Annotated in this window: 20 protein-coding genes and 2 tRNA genes; 11 read left to right on the top strand and 11 right to left on the bottom strand. The window is 62.7% G+C overall.

Annotated elements, in window-relative coordinates:
- Positions 1 to 190: 190 nt before the first annotated feature.
- Positions 191 to 370: a hypothetical protein gene (locus ASD02_RS29035; RefSeq protein ID WP_025426220.1), complete on the top strand. Its 180-nt coding sequence runs from the start codon at positions 191 to 193 to the stop codon at positions 368 to 370.
- A gap of 158 nt (positions 371 to 528) precedes the next feature.
- On the opposite strand, the gene ASD02_RS29040 is transcribed toward ASD02_RS29035, so the two are convergent.
- Together ASD02_RS29040 and ASD02_RS29045 are read right to left on the bottom strand one after the other, a co-directional pair.
- Positions 529 to 948 carry a hypothetical protein gene (locus ASD02_RS29040; RefSeq protein ID WP_057211502.1) on the bottom strand — a complete coding sequence of 140 codons (420 nt, stop codon included), beginning with the start codon at positions 946 to 948 and terminating at the stop codon, positions 529 to 531.
- 339 nt (positions 949 to 1,287) lie between these two features.
- A tRNA-Pro gene (locus ASD02_RS29045) sits at positions 1,288 to 1,364 on the bottom strand.
- 272 nt (positions 1,365 to 1,636) lie between these two features.
- Here ASD02_RS29045 and ASD02_RS29050 point away from each other — a divergent pair.
- The gene (locus ASD02_RS29050; protein ID WP_025426218.1) at positions 1,637 to 2,113 is read left to right on the top strand and encodes a hypothetical protein; all 477 of its coding nucleotides are present in this window, start codon (positions 1,637 to 1,639) and stop codon (positions 2,111 to 2,113) included.
- Positions 2,114 to 2,503: 390 nt separating this feature from the next.
- Complete coding sequence (locus ASD02_RS29055; protein WP_025426217.1) at positions 2,504 to 2,938, top strand: hypothetical protein; 435 nt, start codon at positions 2,504 to 2,506, stop codon at positions 2,936 to 2,938.
- Between the two features lie 107 nt (positions 2,939 to 3,045).
- On the opposite strand, the gene ASD02_RS29060 is transcribed toward ASD02_RS29055, so the two are convergent.
- The 3 genes from ASD02_RS29060 to ASD02_RS29070 form a co-directional block, all read right to left on the bottom strand.
- Positions 3,046 to 3,948 carry a GGDEF domain-containing protein gene (locus ASD02_RS29060; protein ID WP_057221508.1) on the bottom strand — a complete coding sequence of 301 codons (903 nt, stop codon included), beginning with the start codon at positions 3,946 to 3,948 and terminating at the stop codon, positions 3,046 to 3,048.
- Complete coding sequence (locus tag ASD02_RS37580; RefSeq protein ID WP_057221509.1) at positions 3,945 to 4,256, bottom strand: hypothetical protein; 312 nt, start codon at positions 4,254 to 4,256, stop codon at positions 3,945 to 3,947. Before ASD02_RS37580 ends, ASD02_RS29060 begins: the two co-directional genes overlap by 4 nt.
- A gap of 234 nt (positions 4,257 to 4,490) precedes the next feature.
- Positions 4,491 to 4,565 (bottom strand) — tRNA-Gln (locus tag ASD02_RS29070).
- 214 nt (positions 4,566 to 4,779) lie between these two features.
- On the opposite strand from ASD02_RS29070, the gene ASD02_RS29075 reads away from it, so the two are divergent.
- Genes ASD02_RS29075 through ASD02_RS29090 form a run of 4 tightly spaced genes read left to right on the top strand, consistent with a single transcriptional unit; the run spans position 4,780 to position 7,125 of the window.
- Positions 4,780 to 5,076 carry a cupin domain-containing protein gene (locus ASD02_RS29075; protein ID WP_025426215.1) on the top strand — a complete coding sequence of 99 codons (297 nt, stop codon included), beginning with the start codon at positions 4,780 to 4,782 and terminating at the stop codon, positions 5,074 to 5,076.
- A gap of 17 nt (positions 5,077 to 5,093) precedes the next feature.
- A complete protein-coding gene (locus tag ASD02_RS29080; RefSeq protein WP_057221510.1) occupies positions 5,094 to 6,017 on the top strand; it encodes an MBL fold metallo-hydrolase in 924 nt (307 codons plus the stop codon).
- A 2-nt stretch (positions 6,018 to 6,019) separates the two neighbouring features.
- Positions 6,020 to 6,472 (top strand): thiol-disulfide oxidoreductase DCC family protein, encoded by a 453-nt coding sequence (locus tag ASD02_RS29085; RefSeq protein WP_025426213.1) that lies wholly within the window; start codon positions 6,020 to 6,022, stop codon positions 6,470 to 6,472.
- 20 nt (positions 6,473 to 6,492) lie between these two features.
- Positions 6,493 to 7,125 (top strand): DUF4166 domain-containing protein, encoded by a 633-nt coding sequence (locus ASD02_RS29090; RefSeq protein ID WP_057211504.1) that lies wholly within the window; start codon positions 6,493 to 6,495, stop codon positions 7,123 to 7,125.
- Between the two features lie 23 nt (positions 7,126 to 7,148).
- On the opposite strand, the gene ASD02_RS29095 is transcribed toward ASD02_RS29090, so the two are convergent.
- Positions 7,149 to 8,057, bottom strand: coding sequence for a DUF1499 domain-containing protein (locus ASD02_RS29095; protein WP_025426211.1), 909 nt, complete (start codon positions 8,055 to 8,057; stop codon positions 7,149 to 7,151).
- Between the two features lie 260 nt (positions 8,058 to 8,317).
- Here ASD02_RS29095 and ASD02_RS29100 point away from each other — a divergent pair, with 260 nt between their 5' ends.
- Both ASD02_RS29100 and ASD02_RS29105 read left to right on the top strand, forming a co-directional pair.
- Entirely contained in the window at positions 8,318 to 8,707 is a 390-nt protein-coding gene (locus tag ASD02_RS29100; RefSeq protein ID WP_025426210.1) for a hypothetical protein, read from the top strand.
- A 350-nt stretch (positions 8,708 to 9,057) separates the two neighbouring features.
- Positions 9,058 to 9,339, top strand: coding sequence for a hypothetical protein (locus tag ASD02_RS29105; protein ID WP_025426209.1), 282 nt, complete (start codon positions 9,058 to 9,060; stop codon positions 9,337 to 9,339).
- 176 nt (positions 9,340 to 9,515) lie between these two features.
- On the opposite strand, the gene ppdK is transcribed toward ASD02_RS29105, so the two are convergent.
- Together ppdK and ASD02_RS29115 are read right to left on the bottom strand one after the other, a co-directional pair.
- Positions 9,516 to 12,182, bottom strand: coding sequence for a pyruvate, phosphate dikinase (gene ppdK, locus ASD02_RS29110; protein ID WP_025426208.1), 2,667 nt, complete (start codon positions 12,180 to 12,182; stop codon positions 9,516 to 9,518).
- Between the two features lie 137 nt (positions 12,183 to 12,319).
- Entirely contained in the window at positions 12,320 to 13,030 is a 711-nt protein-coding gene (locus ASD02_RS29115) for a hypothetical protein (RefSeq protein WP_025426207.1), read from the bottom strand.
- 163 nt (positions 13,031 to 13,193) lie between these two features.
- On the opposite strand from ASD02_RS29115, the gene ASD02_RS29120 reads away from it, so the two are divergent.
- Positions 13,194 to 14,243, top strand: coding sequence for an AraC family transcriptional regulator (locus ASD02_RS29120; protein WP_025426206.1), 1,050 nt, complete (start codon positions 13,194 to 13,196; stop codon positions 14,241 to 14,243).
- Positions 14,244 to 14,494: 251 nt separating this feature from the next.
- Entirely contained in the window at positions 14,495 to 16,306 is a 1,812-nt protein-coding gene (locus ASD02_RS29125; protein ID WP_057221511.1) for a caspase family protein, read from the top strand.
- A gap of 2 nt (positions 16,307 to 16,308) precedes the next feature.
- Here ASD02_RS29125 and smc read toward each other — a convergent pair whose 3' ends face one another.
- From smc to ASD02_RS29140, 3 genes are all read right to left on the bottom strand, one after another.
- Entirely contained in the window at positions 16,309 to 19,770 is a 3,462-nt protein-coding gene (gene smc, locus ASD02_RS29130) for a chromosome segregation protein SMC (RefSeq protein WP_057221512.1), read from the bottom strand.
- 102 nt (positions 19,771 to 19,872) lie between these two features.
- Complete coding sequence (locus ASD02_RS29135) at positions 19,873 to 20,709, bottom strand: DsbA family protein (protein WP_081788840.1); 837 nt, start codon at positions 20,707 to 20,709, stop codon at positions 19,873 to 19,875.
- A 120-nt stretch (positions 20,710 to 20,829) separates the two neighbouring features.
- A complete protein-coding gene (locus ASD02_RS29140) occupies positions 20,830 to 21,336 on the bottom strand; it encodes a DUF721 domain-containing protein (protein ID WP_025426202.1) in 507 nt (168 codons plus the stop codon).
- Between the last annotated feature and the right edge of the window lie 7 nt (positions 21,337 to 21,343).

Below are 21,343 nucleotides of genomic sequence, written 5' to 3' on the forward strand. Positions count from 1 at the left end.
ATGAGGGCTGTCTAGGCGCCACAACCGGCGGCTTCAACACGCTTCGAACAAAAAACCGTCAGATATCGCAACTTTGTTTCTATCACGTCACGATAGCCGACATAAACCAGACGTCTATGGACATGGACCGCGTCATGCGGATATCAGGCATTGCCCACGCGGCGGCGCGCAGGATCTCAAGGAGACGAAGATGACCACGGATAAAAAACCGGAGACGACCGTGACCGTCGAGAAGCGCATGAACGGCAAATGGTGCTTCGTCGTCAAGTATCGCGGCGTCACCCATCCGGCTCAGGGCAACTTCTCCTCGATGCTGCAAGCGCAGGCAATCGGCCAATCCGTGCTGAAGGCTTTGGAAAAACAACGCTGAAGACGCGGGGGCCGTCGTGCCCCCCACCCAGCGGCACAGTTCGCTTCCAGCTTGTACTTGATCGCGCCACGGCAGCGAGCCCCGCATGGCTGTGCGGCCGTCATCCCGACTGGTGTTTGGCCGCACCGCGCAAACGAACGGCCAGCAGCCGCCTGCGACTACTCCGTCGCCGAGCGAACGATGTTGCAGAGACCGTCGCGCACGATGTCCTTGGAGGTCACCTGTCCGGCCTGGATGTCGAAGATGGCATCGACGCGCGTGCCGGCACCGCGCTTGCGAGCAACGACCCGCAGCGTCTGGATGCGTCCTGAACCGGTCGTTTCCTGGAATGCGTCGACAGTGCCGAGCGACTTGTTGACCTTGATGCCCGAGAACCCTTCGGCGGCAACGCCCTGGGCAAGCCGCTGCAAGGCCGTGTCGGGTTTCAGCTTGGAAAATTCCTGCCAGGTCTTGTAGCTGATGGCCGTCACCAGCGGCACACCGGATACCTTGAAGTTTTTCTCGCAGCTCTGCGCCTGCGCCAGTCCGTGGCTCGCCAGAACCAGCGCCGATGCGACTATTATCCGCCTAAACAACATTCCCTATCCTCTCGACAACGACAATGTAGTTGCCGAGACTACAACCCTTAGTTATCGACCAACAAGTCGAACATCCACCAATGCACCGTTATTCGACGAACGGCGCGTTCACGCCTGCGAAACGCGCACCAGAGGGAATCACGCGCCGCAATAGAACTTCGAGGAGATGTCGAACACGGAGGAGAATGGATAAGCGGCCAGCGCCAAATTAAGGCGGGCCAATCCGTATGCGGAGACGAACTTCACAAGCCCACGACTTGCGTTACCCTGAAGGCGCCCGCAATCGGTCCGCACTCAAAAACGGGCCGAACAGAAAACGAATTAAGGGATTGATTTAGCTGGTCGGAGTGAGAGGATTCGAACCTCCGACCCCCACGTCCCGAACGTGGTGCGCTACCAGACTGCGCTACACTCCGTGACCAGCGGCGCCTCTATAGAACAGGCATTTGGATTGCACAAGCGCCTATTTCGAAAAACCTTCTCGGTCTCGCCAAAAAAGCCGGTACAGTGGAAAACCCCGGCCGAAACCGCGTTCCGCCTCTTGTCCGACACACCCGTCAGGCACACCAGCAATCGACCAGGACAGAAGGCGATTGCTCGTGCTTGAGGCCGCCCCTTGACGGGGATGGCCCGTGTCGATTGTCTGCTGTGTCCGCTTTTTTGCCCGCCATTGCCAAGGAGTGCTGCCGTGTCGCCCATCATCCGTCCCGTGTCGCTTGCCGCAATGATCCTTGCCGGTCTCTTGGCTGGCCCGGCTGGTGCCGATATTGCCGGACCCTGGGGCTTTGAAGTGGATCTTTCCTTCTCGCAGGCCGCCGCGAGCAAACTTCAGGCGCTGAAGGAAGGGGTCGTGATCGCGGCCTATTATTCCGGCGAGCCGGCGGCGGGCGCAGAAGAGCATGCTGATCAGATCGGCATGATCGATCTCGGCGAGGACAGGACCGAGCGCGATGGCGAACCGGCCGTGGTGGCGATCCCCGGCAAGGGCGACATCGAGACGCGGCTGCATTGGGTCAAGGACGGCGAACCTCTCGTCAACATCAACGTCCATTCCGCCCGTCGCAGCGGCCCGGACAACCTGCTCGATTGCGATGTCTATGACGGTCCGCTGAAGGCGATCGCCGGGAGCGCCACCAAGATCGGCTGCAAGCTGATCGGGGAGTAGACCCACAGGAGCCGCCCCTGACCGACACAGCGGAGCGGACAATGCCTGCGCACCGACGAAACTCTAGCGCTTTCGCGTCTCGGCGAAGACCGCGCCCACCAGAAGCCCTCCCGCGGAGCGATTCGCATCGAAATGGAGCAACGGTTTCCCATGCCCGCAGCGGCGGGCGAAGGGACCAGAAACGACTGCAACCGATCACGTTGCGGTGAGGTTTCCGGGGCCAGATAGGGACTTTCTGCAACGCTTCGCATTTTCCTTAGATAGAATGCAGACAGCGGATTTTCTTTGCCGGCTTTTGGCGCTAGAGGCTCAGCGGAAAGCGCGCAAACTCAGGGGATTGGGGCGCGCGCGCCACGCCTACTTCCGAACGAGAGCCAAAGGGACGAAAACATGAACTTCCGCATGATGACGGTGGCAGGCCTCGCGCTTGTGCTCGCAGGCTGCACCACGACGACGGCGATTTCCAGAAACGCAGTTGAATCGCGTTGGCTCGGTCAGCCGGCCGGCGGCTTCTTCGCCCAGTATGGTCCTCCGCTCTCCGACGTCGAAAGCGGCAGTTCCACCGTCTACAACTGGAAGGGCGGCTATAAGACCCGCAAGACCCCGGCCCAGTACGAAACCGGCAAGGACGGCAAGCGCGGCAAGCGTATCTCCTCGGCCCGCACGGAATATCTGAGCTGCTCGGTGCAGCTGACCGTCTCTTCGGACTATGTCATCCGCTCGATCCGCCTGGTCGGTGACCACAAGCGCGCCGACGGCCCGAGCTGGTGCGAAGAATTCCTCGGCGGCGCCAAGGCGGAAAAGCCGGCTGCACCGGCAAGCTGATAACCGGCGCATCAAGGGGCAGACATTTGAAACCCGCCAGCGTCAGTTGGCGGGTTTTCTGCTTCCTTGGAATAGTCCGCCGAAGCCAGCCGCCCTCGGTTATTGCTTCAGGCAGCCGGACTGGCTGCATTTGCCGGCTGAGCAACCTCTGCCGGCCCAGCGGTCAGCGGCATATCCGCAGCCACGACCCGGTCGCGCCCCTCGCGCTTGGCGCGATAAAGCCTTGCATCGGCGCGCGCGCTGAACGCCTGGAAACGTTCACTGCCATCGCGTTGCGCCAGACCGAAACTCGCGGTCACGCTTTCTGTCGCGCCAAGAACAGGAAAACGGTGAATTGCCAGCCGCTCGCGAATACACTCGGCAACCGCCATCGCCGCATCCACGTCCATCCCAGGTAGGAGGATTGCGAACTCCTCGCCGCCAATCCGCGCGACAAGATATGCTTCACGCACGCTGTCGCGCAATACGCCCGCAAACGTCGCCAGCACTCTGTCACCGGCCGCATGTCCATGGGCGTCGTTGATCGCCTTGAAATGATCGATATCGCAGAGGATCAGGCTGAGCGGTGCACCCGCATTGCGAAACAGCCTTGCCACTCGCTCCTCCAGCCCCCGACGATTGAGGACACCCGTCAGCGGGTCGACATCGCGCTCGCGCCTGAGATCGTCCATGACATCCGTCAGCGCCGCCGCAAGCAGCGCGAAGGCAAGCGCTGTACCCGCCGCCGCGATCAGCAACTGCATCATGTTCCAGAAGAGCGACGCGCCGAAAGCCTCGATGCTGGCGGTCGCGTCAGTGCCAAATGTCAGCCAGGTGCGCGGGAAGAAGTGGATCGCAACGACAGCCACAACCCAGAACAGGACGCGGTCTACAAGGCGACCATGTCGCAGAGCCCGAATGCGCCAGGCGGCGGCCGCAAGGATCAACCCATACCCAAAAGCCTGCACGTAGATCCGCACCAGAAGGTTCGGCCTGATATAGTAGAAGTACCAAAGCAGAGCGGTTATCACACCGATTGCCCCGAGTGCCGCCTCCAGCCCATGCCGCGACCTGAACGACGCAGGATGGCCTCCGCGGCAGCAAGCACCGCAAGCGTATAGAGCAGGCCAGTCGGGATGGTATTGGCGCCGATATCGAGGGGCAGCAGCATGATCTGCATAAACGCCGCTGTCGCAAACAATAGGCAGGCGGCAGTCAGAAGCAGCAGATAGTGCCGCTTCTTCTCAATCGACCACGCCCATCCAAAGGCAAGGCCGAATAGCACGAACAGTCCCGGCCATGCCGAAGCGATCGCCGATGCCGCCAGAGGTCCATTCATTTTCCGGCTGTTTCCTCCCTGGCAACCAACGCCTCTCACGCGACGTGAAGACGTGCATCCAGACGTTGCGTGCATGAATGCGGCAGACAGATGGAGGAAAGATGAAAGACGCCCCTAGAATTTTAAGGAGACTCGAGGACCGGGCATACACGGCAACGCGACAGCCATCGTCAAGCGCGACGCCGAACTTGGCATCCGGGACGTTGAGAGGACAGAACGCTTGAAAGAAAAATGTGGCTGGGGCGCCTGGATTCGAACCAGGGGATGGCGGTACCAAAAACCGCTGCCTTACCGCTTGGCTACGCCCCAACGAAATTGGCGAGAAATAGTTTCGCCAAATCGAGCGCCTGATTAGCAAAGCTCGTGCCGCGTCACAATGATTAAGTTTGTGGTTCGAGCGGTTTTGTTGGGCTTTGTTCGCCAGCATACACTTCGCCCTCGGCGAAACGCCAGTGCCCGATGCCGCACCGCCCTTCCCTTCCCGACCGTCACCTCCTATTCTCCGGCGCGAATGGAGACCCCAATGAGCCAGTTTCGCGCCCGTCCGCCCGCCGTGCCCAGCATTCTTGTCGATGACGCGGTCGTGCGCATTACTAGGTGGGACTTCGAACCCGGTGCCGATACCGGCCATCATGTCCACGGTCTCGGTTATGTCGTCGTGCCGATGACCGATTGCCGGTTCCTGCTGGAGGAGGAAGGCGGCAGCCGCCGGGTGGATATCGCCAAGGGAGCGGCCTACCGGCGCGAGGCCGGCATGGCGCACAACGTCGTCAATGCCGGCAGCGAACCGATGTCCTTCATCGAGATCGAATACAAGTGAAGGCCAGGAAACGACGCATGCAGGGCCCCGACTTCGATCTCGACTTCAAGCCGGCACATGGCGAGGCCGTGACCGTTGCCGACGGCGTGCAGCGCATCACCGTCAACAATCCCGGCCCTTTCACCTTTCACGGCACCAACAGCTATATCGTCGGTAATCGCTCGGTGGCGGTGATCGATCCGGGCCCGGAGGACGAAGCGCATTTTCAGGCGTTGATGTCGGCGCTTAGGGGCCGCGAGGTGACCCACATCGCCGTCAGCCACACCCACCGCGACCACTCGCCGCTGGCGCGGCGACTGAAGGCCGCGACGGGCGCGGCAATCGTCGGCGAAGGGCCTCACCGTGCCGCCAGACCTTTGCATGAAGGCGAGATCAACCCCTTCGCCGAGAGTTCCGATATGGACTTCTCGCCCGACATCATCCTTGCCGATGGCGGACGGATCGAAGGCGACGGCTGGGCGCTGACGGGGCTCGCCACCCCCGGCCACACCGCCAACCACATGGCATTTGCGCTCGACGGCACCGGCACGGTCTTTTCCGCAGACCACGTCATGGCCTGGGCGACGACGATCGTCGCACCGCCGGATGGCGCCATGGCAGACTACATGGCCTCGCTGGAAAAGCTGCTGATGCGTGACGACCGGCTCTATCTGCCCGGCCACGGCGGGCCTGTCATCGAGCCGGCTTCATTCCTCAGGGGCCTGCGCGCCCACCGGCGCATCCGTGAGCGCGCCGTGCTTGAGCGCGTCCGCGCCGGCGACGGCAAGATCCCCGACATGGTCAAGGTGATCTATGCCTCCACCGACACACGACTGCATGGCGCAGCAGCCCTCTCCGTGCTGGCGCATCTTGAAGACCTGGTCGAACAGGGACGTGTTGAGACCGATGGACCGCCGTCCCTTTTCGGCGACTATCGCCTGGCGCCGGGAGGGGCTGGCTGAGGATGCGGCGGCAAGCGCACAGCTACCGCGAGGACCCGTCGGTGCCGCGCTTTCCCGACGATCGGCCGGTGATCGTCTTTGACGGCGAATGCATCTTCTGCTCGGGCTGGGTGCGCTTCATGCTGCGCCATGACCGGCAAGCGCGCTATCGTTACCTGACGGCGCAATCGCCGCTCGGCCAGGCGCTCTACCGGCACTATGGCCTCGATACAGAGAACTATGAAAGCAACATCCTGATCGAGAACGGTATTGCGCGCTTCAAATCGGACGGATCGATTCGCACGCTTGCAGGATTGGGCCTGCCATGGTCGCTGGTGAATATCTGCCGCATTTTGCCTGCTGCCCTTCGCGATCCGCTCTACGATCTCGTTGCAAGGAACCGCTACCGCATCGCCGGGCGCCGCCAGACCTGCATGGTTCCGACCGCCGACGAGCGCGGGCGTTTCATCGCGTGAAGGACGCAGCGGAAAGTGGCATGGTCCGTCAGCAAAGCCTCTACCGACGAGTTCTCGGCGCTGAATGGGATCGCTTGCCCACGGCGATCCGCACTCTGCATGAGACGTCGGATGGGCAAGCCATTTTCAGGGGGCGTGCGACCATCGAGCGTGGCAAGGGGTCATGGGGCCGCCTCACCGCCTCTGTCTTCGGCTTTCCCGTGGCCGGCGAGAATGTGCCGGTCGAGATCCGTTTCGAGTGCGCCAATGGTCGCGAGATCTGGACGCGGCGGTTTGGAGAGAAGGTTTTGCGCAGCTCCCAGCAAAAAGCCGAGAACCGGAAGGAACGATTGCTTGCCGAGGGTTTCGGGCCGTTCCGGATCCTGTGCGCCTTGGAGCCTGTGGGAAACCGCCTGCATCTCAGGGTTCGCGGCTGGTCCTTCCTCGGCCTCCCGCTTCCAGCGTTGCTGGCGCCAGGTGGCCGGACGTTCGAGGAAGATCGCGATGGCCTGTTCCACTTCCACGTCGAGGTCGAAAGCCCATTGACCGGCTTGATTGTGCGCTATCGCGGCTGGCTCAAGGCGGACGACGAGGCACCATCGCCGATCGCAAACGTGCGAGACCAAAAGCTGCCTCATGGATCTGGTGGCCACGACGCCCTCATGCAGGACTGAAGCGTCTGCCGGTATTCTGCGGATCAATCGCCGGCGATGCCGAGCAGCTCCGCATCGAGCGCCCGCAGGAACTGGTCGGCGAAGGCGGCGCCGATGCCGAGGTCGTGCTGGCCGTAGCGAGACGCGACGCGCAGGTCGACGAACGTCGTTTCCGCTTCTTCGCGCAGGCGGATCAGCACATCGAAACGAAAGCCGGCAATCAGCGTCCGCCATTCTCCCTGAAGCACGACGTCACTGGAACGCCGCCCTGGAAGGGCGCCCTCCAAAGCCAGCTCCGGTCGGGATTCCGGCACGGGTATGTTCTCCGGCTCGGCGGCGGCGTCCGCCCCGGCATTCGGCCGCACCGCCAGATCCTCGAGATCGGCGCGGGCGTTTTCGACGCCGAGTTCCTGCGTGACGCCGACGCGCGTTTTCTCGACGACATTGCGCACACCTTGGAAAACGCGGTCGAGCGCACCGTCGTATCGTCGTCCGGTCAGGCCGGGATAGGCGATAATCTGCGCTTCGCGGTCCTCGGGCGTCACAGCCGGATTGCGCTTCAGCCAGCTTTCCTCCGTCTGCGGCACCTTCAGCCAAGGCGGCGGCGTCACTGTGTCGGTGCTGACATCATAGATCGCCGGCCGGGTCAGGTACTGCGCGATGCCGAAACCGATGAAACCGAGCGTGGGCGCCGCATAGACAAGGGCCGAGGCGGAGGCGATGCCACCGATCGCGGCCACCTGCCAAAGCCGCGCGAGCCCGACTACGGCAAGCAGGACGCCGAGCAGTGCAAAAGCACCGGAGAGCCCGACCAATCCAAGGAAATGCGGCGTCGTCAACGGGCCGAACCGGTGCGCCAGCAGGGACAGCGCGAAGATCGCAAAGGCTATGCGGGCAAAGCGGCGCGCCCAGTGGGCGGCATAGGAATAGGGGCGCTCGTACCGGACCATCATATAACGGAATCAATCCCCTGCATCGAAACAGACCAGCATTCTTAGACCATGGCCGGGGCCGTGAAAACAGGCAATAGGATGCGGCTGGAGACCTGGGCCGCGCGCCTGCAGCCACTTGCCGCAAAATCGCCATTCTCGTTAACCACCTATCAGAAACTGGAAATATGCCCGTACGCCGGCAAAAGTCGTCGCGAATCGTCAATCGGGGGGCAAGGGCCGACGCTGGGAACGCATCCGGCACGGCAAGATGGAGAGACATCATGGTCGCATCGCAAGCAGCCGTGGCAACAGCCACCCACGCAGCACCGCCTCCGCCGGCTGACGCCCGCATTCCCATGGCGCTGCTGGAGCTGGAGCTTTCGCTCGACGGTTTCTCCGGAAGCAAGGACGATTTCACCGCCTTCATCCGCACGGTTGCCGACAACGTCGGCGGCGAGTTTCTCTTTGCCTTGCCCGCTTCCGGCCTGGTCGACGATTGCCTGAGCATCGCGGTCCTTCGGCTCGGCGGGACCGAGGGCGACGCGTCGCCAATCCTGTTTGTCTGCCTCGAAGAAGAGGGCTCGACGATCCGGCTCGAGCACCCCGGCGAGAACACCCAGGATCTGAAAAGCTTTGCCGAATCCTTTGTCGGCGTGCTTGAGCGCATGTGACCATCCGGACTTGCCGAAAACGGATTGACGGTCGCCCAACGGCTGCCCCATCATGTCTTCATGCGATCGAATCGTGAATGCAAAATCCGTGTTGTGCGTTTCTGCCCTTGGCTTGTAGCTGCGCCGAAGCCTCGGCCCTCGATTGCACGATCCACCCTACCGATCTTTACAGCCATACCCGAAAAAATCAGGGTGGACACGACGGCCCGCCATGCGGCAGAGCTCTGTCCTGCAGGCGGCGGTAAAGACCTGAGCGACCGGTGTACCCAACAGCCTTCTGACAAAAGCTGAGGTTCGGGCACAAGCAAAGCCGGTCTTTCGCCGAGCCGATCTGCATCCGCTCAGGAGGCATGAATACGATGAAGACCAAACTGCTGACCCTTGCCGCCATCGGGCTCTTGCTTGCGGCCTGCCAGACGATGACGCCGGAAGAGCGGCGCGCCGCCGACGGCAACACCTGCGCCTCCTACGGCTTTCGGCGCGGCACCGATGCATTCGCCACCTGCCTGCAACGCATCGAGCTCGACCGCCGCGCCGAGCGGCGCAGCTACCGCTATGACAATGATGTGATGATGTGGGGTTGGAACCGGCCGGTCGTCATTGCACGCCCGGTTATCGTGCAGTCTAAGTAGCTCTGAAACGAGATGCCTACAGCGCCGCGCGTCTTGATAGACGCGCAAAGGTCGCTGTAGCACTTTGAATTACTGCATGTTTTTGTCCTTAAATCGAATAGGATTTAAGGAAACATGCAGTCGCCCCGGGCACCCTTGACCGGGGCGTTGAGGTTATGGCCGGTATCGATGCCGCCTCACGCCTTGCCGTTGATCGCCGCCTGTGCGGCGGCGAGCCGGGCTATCGGCACGCGGAAGGGCGAACAGGAGACATAGTCGAGGCCCGCTTCTTCGCAAAAGCGGATCGAGGCCGGATCGCCGCCATGTTCGCCGCAGATGCCGAGCTTGAGGCCGTTCTTGGTCCGGCGTCCGCGCTCCGTGGCGATCTGGATCAGTTCGCCGACACCGTCGAAATCGAGCGAGACGAAGGGATCCTGCTCGATGATGCCCTTCTGCTGATAGGTCGCCAGGAACTGCGAGGCGTCGTCGCGTGAAATGCCGAATGTCGTCTGGGTCAAGTCGTTGGTGCCAAACGAGAAGAAGTCGGCGGCTTCCGCAATCACATGGGCGCGAAGTGCCGCGCGCGGCAGCTCGATCATGGTGCCGACGAGATAGTCGATGTCGATGCCGGCTTCGCCGATCACCGCCTTTGCCACCGCATCGATGCGCTCCTTGACGTAGTCGAGTTCGGCGCGCAGGCCGACGAGCGGCACCATGATCTCAGGCACGACGGCAGCGCCGGTTTCGCGCGCGGCTTCGACCGCCGCCTCGAAGATGGCGCGAGCCTGCATCTCGGCGATCTCCGGATAGGAGATGGCCAGACGGCAGCCACGATGGCCGAGCATCGGGTTGAACTCGTGCAGCTGGTCGACGCGCTGACGCAGGGCTGACGGATCCAGTGACAAAACACCGGCAACATCAGCGATTTCCTCATCCGTCTTCGGCAGAAATTCGTGCAGCGGCGGGTCGAGCAGACGGATTGTCACCGGCAGCCCGTGCATGATGGAAAAGAGTTCGACGAAGTCCGAACGCTGCATCGGCAGCAGCTTGGCGAGCGCCAGCCGCCGCCCGGCTTCGTCTTCCGCCAGGATCATCTCGCGCATGACATTGATGCGGCCATCCTCGAAGAACATGTGCTCGGTACGGCAAAGGCCGATGCCCTCGGCACCAAAAGAGCGGGCGGCGCGCGCGTCGGCCGGCGTTTCGGCGTTTGTGCGCACGGTCATGCGGCGGCTGGCGTCCGCCCAGGCCATGATCTTTCCAAAATCGCCCGAAAGCTCCGGCTGGAGCATGGCGATCGCGCCCTTCAGCACTTGGCCGGACGAGCCGTCGATGGTGATGATGTCGCCCTTCTTCAGCGTCACGCTCGGCGTGATCAGCAATTCGTTGCGCAGATCGACGCGGATGCCGCCCGCACCGGAAACGCAAGGGGTGCCCATGCCGCGCGCAACCACCGCGGCGTGACTGGTCATGCCGCCGCGCGTGGTCAGAATGCCTTCGGCGGCGTGCATGCCGTGAATGTCTTCCGGACTGGTTTCGATGCGCACGAGGATGACCTTGCGGCCTTCCTTGTCGGCCTGGACGGCCTCTTCCGAGGTGAAGACCATTTCGCCGGTTGCAGCCCCCGGCGAAGCCGGAAGGCCGGAGCCGATGATATCGCGGCGCGCGTGCGGATCGATCGTCGGATGCAGCAACTGATCGAGCGAAGCCGGATCGATGCGGGCGACCGCTTCGTTCTTCGAGATCAGCCCCTCGTCCGCCATGTCGACGGCGATCTTCAGGGCGGCCTTGGCCGTCCGCTTGCCGGAGCGCGTCTGCAGCATCCAGAGCGTGCCGCGCTCGATGGTGAATTCGAGGTCCTGCATGTCGCGATAATGCCGCTCGAGCTTGTCGCAGATCGTGCGGAACTCGGCAAAGGCCTCCGGCATCAGCTTTTCAAGCGATGGCTTGTCGGAGCCGGACGCAATGCGGGCCGCCTCGGTGATGTTTTGCGGCGTGCGGATGCCGGCAACCACGTCTTCGCCCTGGGCATTGACGAGGAACTCGCCGTAAAGCTCGTTCTCTCCGGTCGAGGGGTTGCGGGTAAACGCAACGCCGGTCGCCGACGAATTGCCGAGATTGCCGAAAACCATCGCCTGGACGTTGACCGCGGTGCCCCAGGCCGCCGGGATGCTGTGCAGATGGCGGTAGGTGATGGCGCGCGGGTTCATCCAGCTGGAGAACACGGCGCCGATGGCGCCCCAGAGCTGGATTTCCGGATCCTGCGGAAACGGCTCGCCGAGCGTTTCCTCGATCGCGTCCTTGTAGCGTGTGATGACATGTTGCCATTCGACCGCGGAAAGTTCGGTATCCTGCTCGTGGCCGAGGCGGGCCTTCTCGTCTTCAAGGATCTCCTCGAAGATATCGTGGTCGACGCCCATGACGACGTCGCCATACATCTGTATGAAGCGGCGGTAGCTGTCCCAGGCAAACCGCGCATCGCCGGCGTCGTGACCGAGCGCATGCACGGACTGATCGTTGAGGCCGAGATTGAGGACAGTGTCCATCATCCCCGGCATCGAGGCGCGGGCGCCGGAACGCACGGAAAGCAGCAGCGGACGGTTGGTGTCGCCAAAAACCCGGCCGGTGACTTCCTCCATCCGGCGAATGCCTTCGCGGACCTGGTCGTGCAGGCCCTCGGGTATTTCGCGGCTATTGTCGAAATAGCTGTTGCAGGCATCGGTGATGATGGTCAGCCCCGGCGGCACCGGCAGGCCCAGACTGCACATTTCCGCAAGGTTTGCACCCTTGCCGCCCAGCCTGTCACGATCACCCGCACGCCCTTCGGCCTTGCCCCCACCGAAGGTGTAAACCCATTTCATCATGCCTGCTCTCCACCCAAAAACAGTCTTTTATGACGATTTACAGTATATGCTTCAGCCTGGAAATGCACCCGCCGAAGATTTATGCTGCATTGCATCATTTTTCCGACTGTCGAACGCACTGCGGCGGACTTCGAGGCTCAGCGGATCGTCGCGCGCACCATCTCCCCCTTGATGCAAATCAGAGGCCTGGCGCCGGGGATCGCCGTTCGCGAACTGTCGACCCAGGAGGCCGTCGCCATCACCCGATAATCAATGAAACTTGCCGCATCGAATCCGAGGTGAATGTCGAGTGCCTTGCCGGAGATCTCCACGGTCTCGGACTGCGAGGTCTTCTCATAGATCAGCCGCGCCCGCAGGGCGTCGACATCGAGCCTCACCTGTCCGACGTGCCCCTCGATCGAAACATCAGCTGCCTTGCCCTTGAGCGCCACACTCGAAAACTCCCCCTCAAGCGCGGCTTGGAACGCCGGTTGCTCCACAGAGATTGACGCTCCCTTTTTCAGGTTGGCGCGAAATGCGGTCCTGCACTCCTCCAATTCCGGCCAGGAGGGCGCTGCCACAACGATGTAAAGGGTCGAACCTTCGACGCGCATACGGGTCTCCGATACGCAATCGCTGTAGAACCAGCTGGAATAGAAGGGGGCAAACCAGCCGGACCGCCTGCTCTCGACCGAGGCGCTGAAGGGCAAAGTCTCATCGCTGGTGAGTTCGATTGCGCTTGCGTCGCCGGTGGCGACGATCGCCGTGACGCCGGTGATATCGATGTCCCTCGCCGATGTCTCGGCATTGCTCGCCAGGGCGAGGAGAAGGATGGGGGCGAGAACCATTGCTGGCGGTCCGATCAACATTTGACGCTCCATTCGTGCGGTCTGGCACCATCGCCGGACCGGAATAGCTCGCCTGAAATCGAACGCAGTCGCGACCTTGATCGCGTTTCGGGTCGACCCTGAACGCAATCAAGGGCATCATCCTGCCATCCGCCCACCTCCCTCCCGAAGAATTCTTCCGCTCATGCTGTTTGTACCGCTCCCCTTCGTCGTTTCCCTGCTGCTGATGATCGTGATTGTCCGGATGTTTTGGCAGCGCGGCGAGGCCATGACCTTCGAGCAACGCCTGTTCCTGCTGCTCGTGTGCGCTTATGCACTGCAATCCGTGCTGATCGGCATCCGATGGGGCTACGAAATCCGTACCATCCTCTTGGCACAGGCGATGCTTGCGACGTTCAACGCGGCGCTGGCATGGGTTTGCTTCAGCAGCCTTGCGAGCGATGGTCCGCCACGCCTGGGGCAAATCGCCTGGCACCTCCTGCCCCCGCTCATCGTCGGGGTCATGATGTTTGCCTGGCGCGATGCGGTCGGCACGGCGATCACCCTGTTCTTTCTCGGCTACGGGTTTGCCTTGCTCTGGCTTGCGCGGCGGGGCCCGAACGCACTGGTCGCCTCGCGGCTCGACGGCGTGCTTCGCTCATACCGATCGCTCAAGTTCACCGGGTGGGCGCTGATCGCCTCAGCGCTTAGCGACGTCGCCATCGGCTTCGACCAGCTGCGCAATGGAGGTGCCTATTCCGGCGCGATCGTTGCGGCAGGCAACGTACTCGCCCTGCTCATTCTCGGCACCGCCGCCTCGATCGCCAGCTTCGACACATCGACAGACAGCGGACGGGGGGACGCAGCGCCTTTGCCGCAAGAGCGCACTGCGACTGAAGAAGATGCCGAGATCGTGCGAAGCATCGACGACCTGATGCGCAGGAAAGCGCTCTACAAGGATCTCGAGCTCAACCTCTCGCGGATCGCCCGCAAGCTCGGCGTGCCGGCCCGGCGGATTTCCAATGCCATCAACCGGATCCACGGCATCAGCGTCTCGCAATATGTCAACAACTACCGGGTGGAGGAAGCCTGCCGGCTGCTTTCGGCGACCGACGAGGCAATCACGCAGATCGCCTTCGAGGCCGGCTTCCTGACGAAATCGAACTTCAACCGCGAGTTCCTGCGCGTCACCGGCCAGAGCCCTTCTTCGTGGCGCGAAGAGCAGCGCGTGCCCGAATTTCGCGAAGCGGCATAGAGCCTACTGCACGTTTCCTTAAATCGTATTCGATTCAAAACATGCAGCAATCCAAGGTGCTGCAGCGACCTTTGCGCGTCTAACAAGACGCGCGGCGCTGTAGTTTACCGCGTGGCGCTGACGCAATCGGCCCAGGACTGCACATTGCAGCATCCATCATAAATATCTAATATTACGAAGCGATGAGGGGCACATCGGCGAATATCCCGTCATGGCGATCCGTTTCAGTCCTGTGGGCTTGGAGGCAGGTCATGAAATGTCGTGCGAAACTGCGCTTTTCGATGCTGTCATTTCTGCTTTTGTTGTTTGCTGCGAGCCCAGTGTTCGGCGACAATGGCGGCAAGCGGCTGGCTCTGATCGTTGGCATGAGTAACTACGCGATCGCCGGAAGCTTGCCGAACGCGACCCGCGACGCCGAAGCCTTCAGCGGCTTCCTGCAGAGCAAAGGCTTTGAAGCGGACCTCGTGCTGAATGCAGACCGCAAGAGCTTTGCCGAGGCGCTCTCGCGCTTCGCCCGCAAGATCGGGCCGCAGGATATTGCACTGTTCTATTTTGCCGGCCACGGCATGCAGCTCCATGGCGAGAATTTTCTGATCGGCACGGATGCCAGGCTCGAAAGCGAGTTCGACGTGCCGGCGGAAACCGTGGCGCTGTCCGAGATCATCAATGCACTCGAAAAACGCGCCCGGATATCCCTGGTGTTCCTCGACGCCTGTCGCAACAATCCGCTCGCCAACAAACTGAATGTCGACGTCGATGGCGCCACGCGTGGCGGCGCCACCCGCGGACTTGCACCGATCGAAACGCAAGGTGCCGGTACACTGGTCGCCTTTGCGGCCGCCCCGGGACAGGTCGCTGCCGACGGCACCGACGGGCATTCACCCTTTACCCGCGCCCTGATCGCCAACCTCTCCGGCCCCGGGCTTGAGGTTGGCACCGCCTTCAAGCGCGTGGTTCGCGATGTGCGCAAGGACACGGGCGGCAAACAATCACCGCAGATCCTTTCGTCCCTGTCGCTGGAATTCTACTTCGGGCCGGAAACACCGACGGCGGCATCGACGCAGACGGCCCCCTCGACTGCCGTCGATCCGGCAGAGCTTGAAGCCGAAGCCGATTTCAAAAAGGCGCTTCGTGTCGGTACGCCGCGCATCTGGCGCTTCTTCGTCGCCAAGCATCGCACAGGCGAATATGCCGAACTTGGTAGGCAGGCATTGGCGCAGATCGACCCGGCGACAGCGCGGGGTCAAAATTCAACGCCGCAGACGATCGAGAGCCGGTTGCTTCCGAGCAAGGAAGCGCGGAGGAGCGTGCAGCTGGCGCTCGCGGCGACGGGGCTTGAGATCGGCACGGCCGACGGCGTCTTCGGCGAGCAGACCCGCACTGCCATCCGGCAGTACCAAAGCCGGAACCAGCAGCCGAGCAACGGCTTTATCAGCGAACGCACCGCCAAGGCACTTGGCATCGCCGTTTCGCAGGATATCGACGGCGTCTACAGCGCCACCAAGGCCCGCGAATACAAGATCGATGATTTGAGAGGGCTGGAGACCGACGGGCGGGTTCTGAGGGCAGTTGAATGCCTACCTCGCTACGACACTGTCTATGGTGCCTTCCAGGGGCATCTCTACGTCGTCGTGCGATACCTCTATGTCCCTGCCTCAGTCGCACAATATTGGGCCAAGAGTTGCGGCGCACATCTCGCTACAATCACTTCGGACGCAGAGAACGAGTTCGTCGCCTCACTCTTCAACAGCGACGAGAACTTCTTCAACACCGGATACGATCCGAATGGCGGCGTCAGCTACAAGATGGGTCCGTGGATCGGTCTCGTTCAAGCGTCCCAGGGCAGAGAGCCGCGCGGCGGATGGGGCTGGGACGACGGCGAGCCGCTGACGTACTCGAAATGGTTTGCCAACATGCCGAACGAGCACAAGAAGGGCGACGATGTTGGCATGTATTGTGCTCACCGCGAAGGCAGAGCCGATCTTAAATCGCTGCGGGTAACGACTTGGGACGACATGGGTCCGCAAGACGCGACCGGGAGCTTCCTGCTTGAGTTCGAGTAGAGTTACACCACTTCCCTCAGCCGCTCTGCCGTCTGCAGGTCGACGGAAACAAGCTGCGACACGCCCTGCTCCGCCATGGTGACGCCGAACAGGCGGTTCATGCGGGCCATGGTGATCGGGTTGTGGGTGATGATGACGAAGCGGGTTTCGGTCGATGCCGCCATCTCGTCCATCAGGTTGCAGTAGCGCTCGACATTGTGGTCGTCGAGCGGCGCGTCGACTTCGTCAAGAACGCAGATCGGCGCCGGATTGGTGAGGAAGACGGCGAAGATCAACGCCATTGCCGTCAGCGCCTGTTCACCGCCCGACAGCAGCGTCATGGTCTGCGGCTTCTTGCCCGGCGGACGGGCAAGGATTTCAAGGCCGGCTTCAAGCGGGTCGTCGCTCTCGATCAATTGCAGCTCGGCCGTGCCGCCACCGAAGAGATGGGTGAAAAGCCGTTGGAACTGGGCGTTGACCACGTCGAAGGCGACGATCAGCCGCTCGCGACCCTCACGGTTGAGGTTCTGGATGGCGCTGCGCAGCTTGCGGATCGCTTCGATGACGTCGTCGCGTTCCTTCAGAAGCAGAGCGAGCCGCTCGGAGAGCTCCTTCTGTTCTTCTTCGGCCCGAAGGTTGACGGCGCCAAGACGCTCCCGCTCGATCTTCAGCCGTTCCAGCTCGCGCTCGACATTGCGCATCTCCGGCAGCGCCTCGTCGACGGCAAGCCCGGTCAGCCGCATAACCTCATGCGGAGCACAGGAGAGCGCCTCCTGGATGCGTGCCTCGATCTCGACCCGGCGCTCGCGGCCGGATACCAGCCGCTCCTCGGCGCGGCCGCGCTTTTCGCGCGATTCTGCCAACTCCGAAAGCGCGGTTGCGGCCATGCGGTCTGCCTCGCGCTGGCGACCCTCGGCCTCGGCCAGGATATCGGCGGCCTCGCGACGTGAAGCCTCGGCCTTCTGCAATTCGTTCATCAGCGCGCGCCGCTTGTCCTCGAACTCGTCGGGCGCATCCATCAGCTCCTCGACCTCGTCGCGCGCTTCCGCCTCGCGATCCCTGAGGGTGGCTATATGTTCTTCGGCGCTTGCCGCCCGTGCTTTCCAGGTCTGGCGTTCGCCTGATATCGCAGTGATCCGGCGCTGGCGCGCCTCGTTTTCGCGCGCAAGTCCGTCATGGGCCGCACGCCTTTCGGCAACCGCTGCCCGGTCGGCGGCGACATCTGCCGTTTGCGTGCGCAATTTCAGCTCAAGTTCTGAAAGGTCGGGCGCATCGGCAAGCGCGTCGTTGGCGGTCTCGATCTGCTCGGCGACCTCTTCAAGCTGGCTTTCAAGCTGGCTCTTGGTTTCGGCAACAACCGCGCGGCGACGCGAGAGATCGCCGGATGCGCGCTCGGCAGCGGCCAGCGCATCGCGCGCTTCGCCGAGCTGGCGCGTGATCATGCGCTGGGCGTCGCGCGCAAGCCTCAGCCGTTCATCCTCGGCGCGGATGCGCGAGCCGGCAGCGGCAAGATCAGCCTCGGCACGGCGGAGCGACTCGCCGGCGTCGTCCGCCTCAGTATCGAGTTCAGCAAGGCGGTTCTTCTGGGCCAGCCTTAGTGCTGCAGCACTTGGCGCTTCGGAACCGGTCACGTGGCCATCCCACCGCCAAACCGAGCCCTGCTTCGTCACCAGGCTCTGGCCGGGTTTCAACAGCGGCATCAGCCGCTCGGCCTCTGCCTCGCTGTCGACAATGCCGACCTGGCTCAAGGCACGCGTCAATGCCTGTGGCGCGCGAACGTGCTCGATGAGTGAGCGCGCCCCTTGCGGCAAGGCGGCATCGCCGGAATGATCGCCCGGTGTACGCCAATGGGCCGGTGCTGCGCTATCGAGCGGCGAATCGAGATCATCGCCAAGCGCTGCGCCAAGCGCCGTCTCGAAGCCGCGGTCGACCTTCATCTCCTCGACAACAGCCGGATAGTCGCCACCACCGGCCGCTTCGAGCATGCGACGGATCGTGCGCGCCTCGGTCTCGATGCCGTTCAGGATGGCCCGCGCCCGATCGACTGGCGGGCGGGCGTCGGCCTCGGCGCGGCGGGTTTCGGCGAGGGTCTCTTCGATGGCTGCGACAGTCGCCTCGGCCTCTTCTAGGGCGGCCTCGGCCACTTCGACCTGGCCCTGTTTTTCGTGCGGGTCGGGCAGCGTCGACATCTGCCGGTCGAGTTCGTCAAGATCGCGGGCCTGGTCGGAGAGCTGGCGCGCCAACCGAGCCTGCCGCTCCGAGAGATCGCGCAGCGCCCGCTCAAGCTGGTTGCGACCGGCCTGTGCCTCGGCACGCTCGGCCGTCAGCCGGCTGAGATCTGCTTCGCTCATGGAGAGCTTTTCGTTCGCTTCCTCGAGCCGTTCCCGGGCTTCGCTTGCCCGGTCGTCCGCCTCGGCGAGCAGTTCGCGCAGTTCTTCATCTTCTTCGTCGAGGCGAGCGAGAATACCGGCATTGTCGGCAACCAGGCGCTCCTCGCGGGCGATATCCTCGGCAAGCTGGGCCAGGCGACGCTGCAGCTCGTCGCGACGGCGCAGGATACGGCCAGCATCCTCCTCAAGCTGCGAACGGGCGATCTGCAGCCGCTGCAGTGCGGCCGCCAATTTCGCCTCGCTCTCGCGCAGCTCCGGCAGTTTCAGGCTGGAAATCGCCTGATCCTTGGCGGCCTGCATCTGGGCCTGCGCCTTTTCGGCGACGAGTGCCGTCACCTGGTTGAGTTGGCTGGTCGCCTCGGCTTCGGCTTCCTTGGCCTGAACCCAGCGGATGTGGAACAGGATCGCCTCGTGCTTGCGGATATCGGCAGAGAGCATCTTGAAGCGACTGGCCTGGCGCGCCTGCCGTTTCAGGCTCTCGATCTGGCTTTCGAGCTGAGAGGTGACGTCATCAAGGCGCTCGAGGTTGGTTTCGGCGGCTTTCAGCCGCAGCTCGGCCTCATGCCGGCGCGAGTGCAGGCCGGAAATACCGGCCGCCTCTTCCAGAAGCTGGCGCCTGGCCTGCGGCTTTGCCGCAATCAGCTCGCCGATGCGGCCCTGGCCGACCATCGACGGCGAGCGAGCGCCGGTGGACGCGTCGGCAAACAGCAGCTGCACATCCTTGGCGCGCGCTTCCTTGCCGTTGATCCTGTAGACCGAGCCCTGTTCGCGCTCGATGCGGCGCGTCACCTGGATTTCGTCGCTGTCGTTGAAGGCGGCAGGCGCGGTGCGATCGCTGTTGTCGAGGTAGAGGCCGACTTCGGCGGTGTTGCGCGCCGGGCGATTGCCGGAGCCCGAGAAGATCACATCGTCCATACCGGACGCGCGCATGTTCTTGTAGGAGTTCTCCCCCATAACCCAGCGCAATGCCTCGACAAGGTTCGACTTGCCGCAGCCGTTCGGGCCGACGATGCCGGTCAGACCGCGCTCGATGATGAATTCGCTGGGTTCGACGAAGGATTTGAAGCCAAGCAGGCGAAGCTTGTTGAACTTCATGCGGCAAACGCTGGCGCGGAACGCCCCTCTTCACCCGGCCCCAGGGCATGAAAAACGGGCGCACGGCTGCTGCCGTCGCCCGTTTTCAGGAAAAGCGAAGGATCAGAGCTTGCTGTCGATGAGGGCCGACATGACGTCAACCGACATATCCCCAGAATAGTGCTCTCCATTGACGAAGAAGGTCGGCGTCGATTGTACGCCAAAGTCCTTTGCGCCCCGCTGCATAACTGCGTTCACATCATCCAGAAGTTTTTGGTTCGTCAAGCAGGACTCGAAGCTCTCCTGTGTAAAACCGGCAAGTTTGGACATCTGCAGCAATGCGTCGCGACCATTCTGAGCGGCAGCCCACTGCTGCTGCTGCTTGAACAGCATCGAGATCATCGGGAAATACTGGCCCTCTGGGGCGCAGCGCGCCAGCATGAAGGCGGCAGCAGCGCGCGGATCGAACGGGAATTCGCGCAGGACGAAACGAACCTTGCCGCTGTCGATGTACTTCGTCTTGATCGCTTCGAAGGTGTTGTTGTGGAAGGCGGCGCAATGCGGGCAGGTCATCGACATGTATTCGACGATCGTTACCGGGGCGTTGGCATCGCCGACCGCCATTTCCGGCAGCGCTCCGGGCTCGAGCAGCTTGGCCATGTCGACGGAGCCTTCCGAGCTCGGCAGCTCGACCTTTGCCGGAGCGGCGGTCGACTGGGCAACTTCGGTGCCGGCGGGCTTGGCTTGCGCGGTCGTTGTCGGAGCAGCCGTCGTCGAAGCGGTCGTCATCGCGTCGGCCGGCTTGGCGTCGGCCTTGGCGGCCGTTTCCGTGGTTTCGGTCGGGGTCGCCGAAGCCTGCTCCTTCTTCTCGTCGCTGCAGGCGGCAAGCACAAGAGCGACGGTCGCGATGGCAACACCGCTGAGCAGGCGTTTCGAAAGGTTCATTGCGGAAGCGGACATGAATTTTACCCGTGTTCGGAGGGAATTGCAGTGCGGATTCGATATCTTGCCGCGCGCGGGGCGGCAAGGGGCAGCGTTTCAACAGAATTCAAAGAATTGTGACCGCCTGATGGTGCTGGCCTAACGCCGGCGTGGAGACATGACTGCGGTCCCGAGCCGTCGCAGCGCCGCCTTCAGCTCTTCGCTCTCGATACCCTCGACCATGGTTTCGAGTTTGCGGGCCGGTTCGCCGGAAAGCGGGCTTGGCTTGCGATTGCGTTTTGGCGGCGGCGATACCGGCTTTTGCACGATCCGCAGCTGGCCGATGGCATAAAAGCCGAAGAAGCCGTTGATACGCTGGATCAGCTCGCCCTGTGCATGGGTGAGGAAAAGCGCACGCGCGCCCTCGCAGGCAACGGTGAGCACGCCGGGCTGATGGCCGCCCTCGCCGGCAATCTCCGAGGCGCGTCGCGGCCAGGCGATCTTTTCCGGCCGGGTGCAGTCGGCAAAGTCCGCGCCGGCGATCTCGTCCCAGGAGCCGAGCAGCATGGTGTTGATGCCGGCGCGCTTGGCGAGCACCGGATCGATCAGGCCGTTGGCGACCTCGCTGATCTGGACCACACCCCTGCGGGACTTCTGTTCACTCACGAACGCG

The sequence above is a fragment of the Ensifer sp. Root1252 genome (assembly GCF_001425885.1).
In the GTDB taxonomy this organism is placed as follows: domain Bacteria; phylum Pseudomonadota; class Alphaproteobacteria; order Rhizobiales; family Rhizobiaceae; genus Ensifer; species Ensifer canadensis.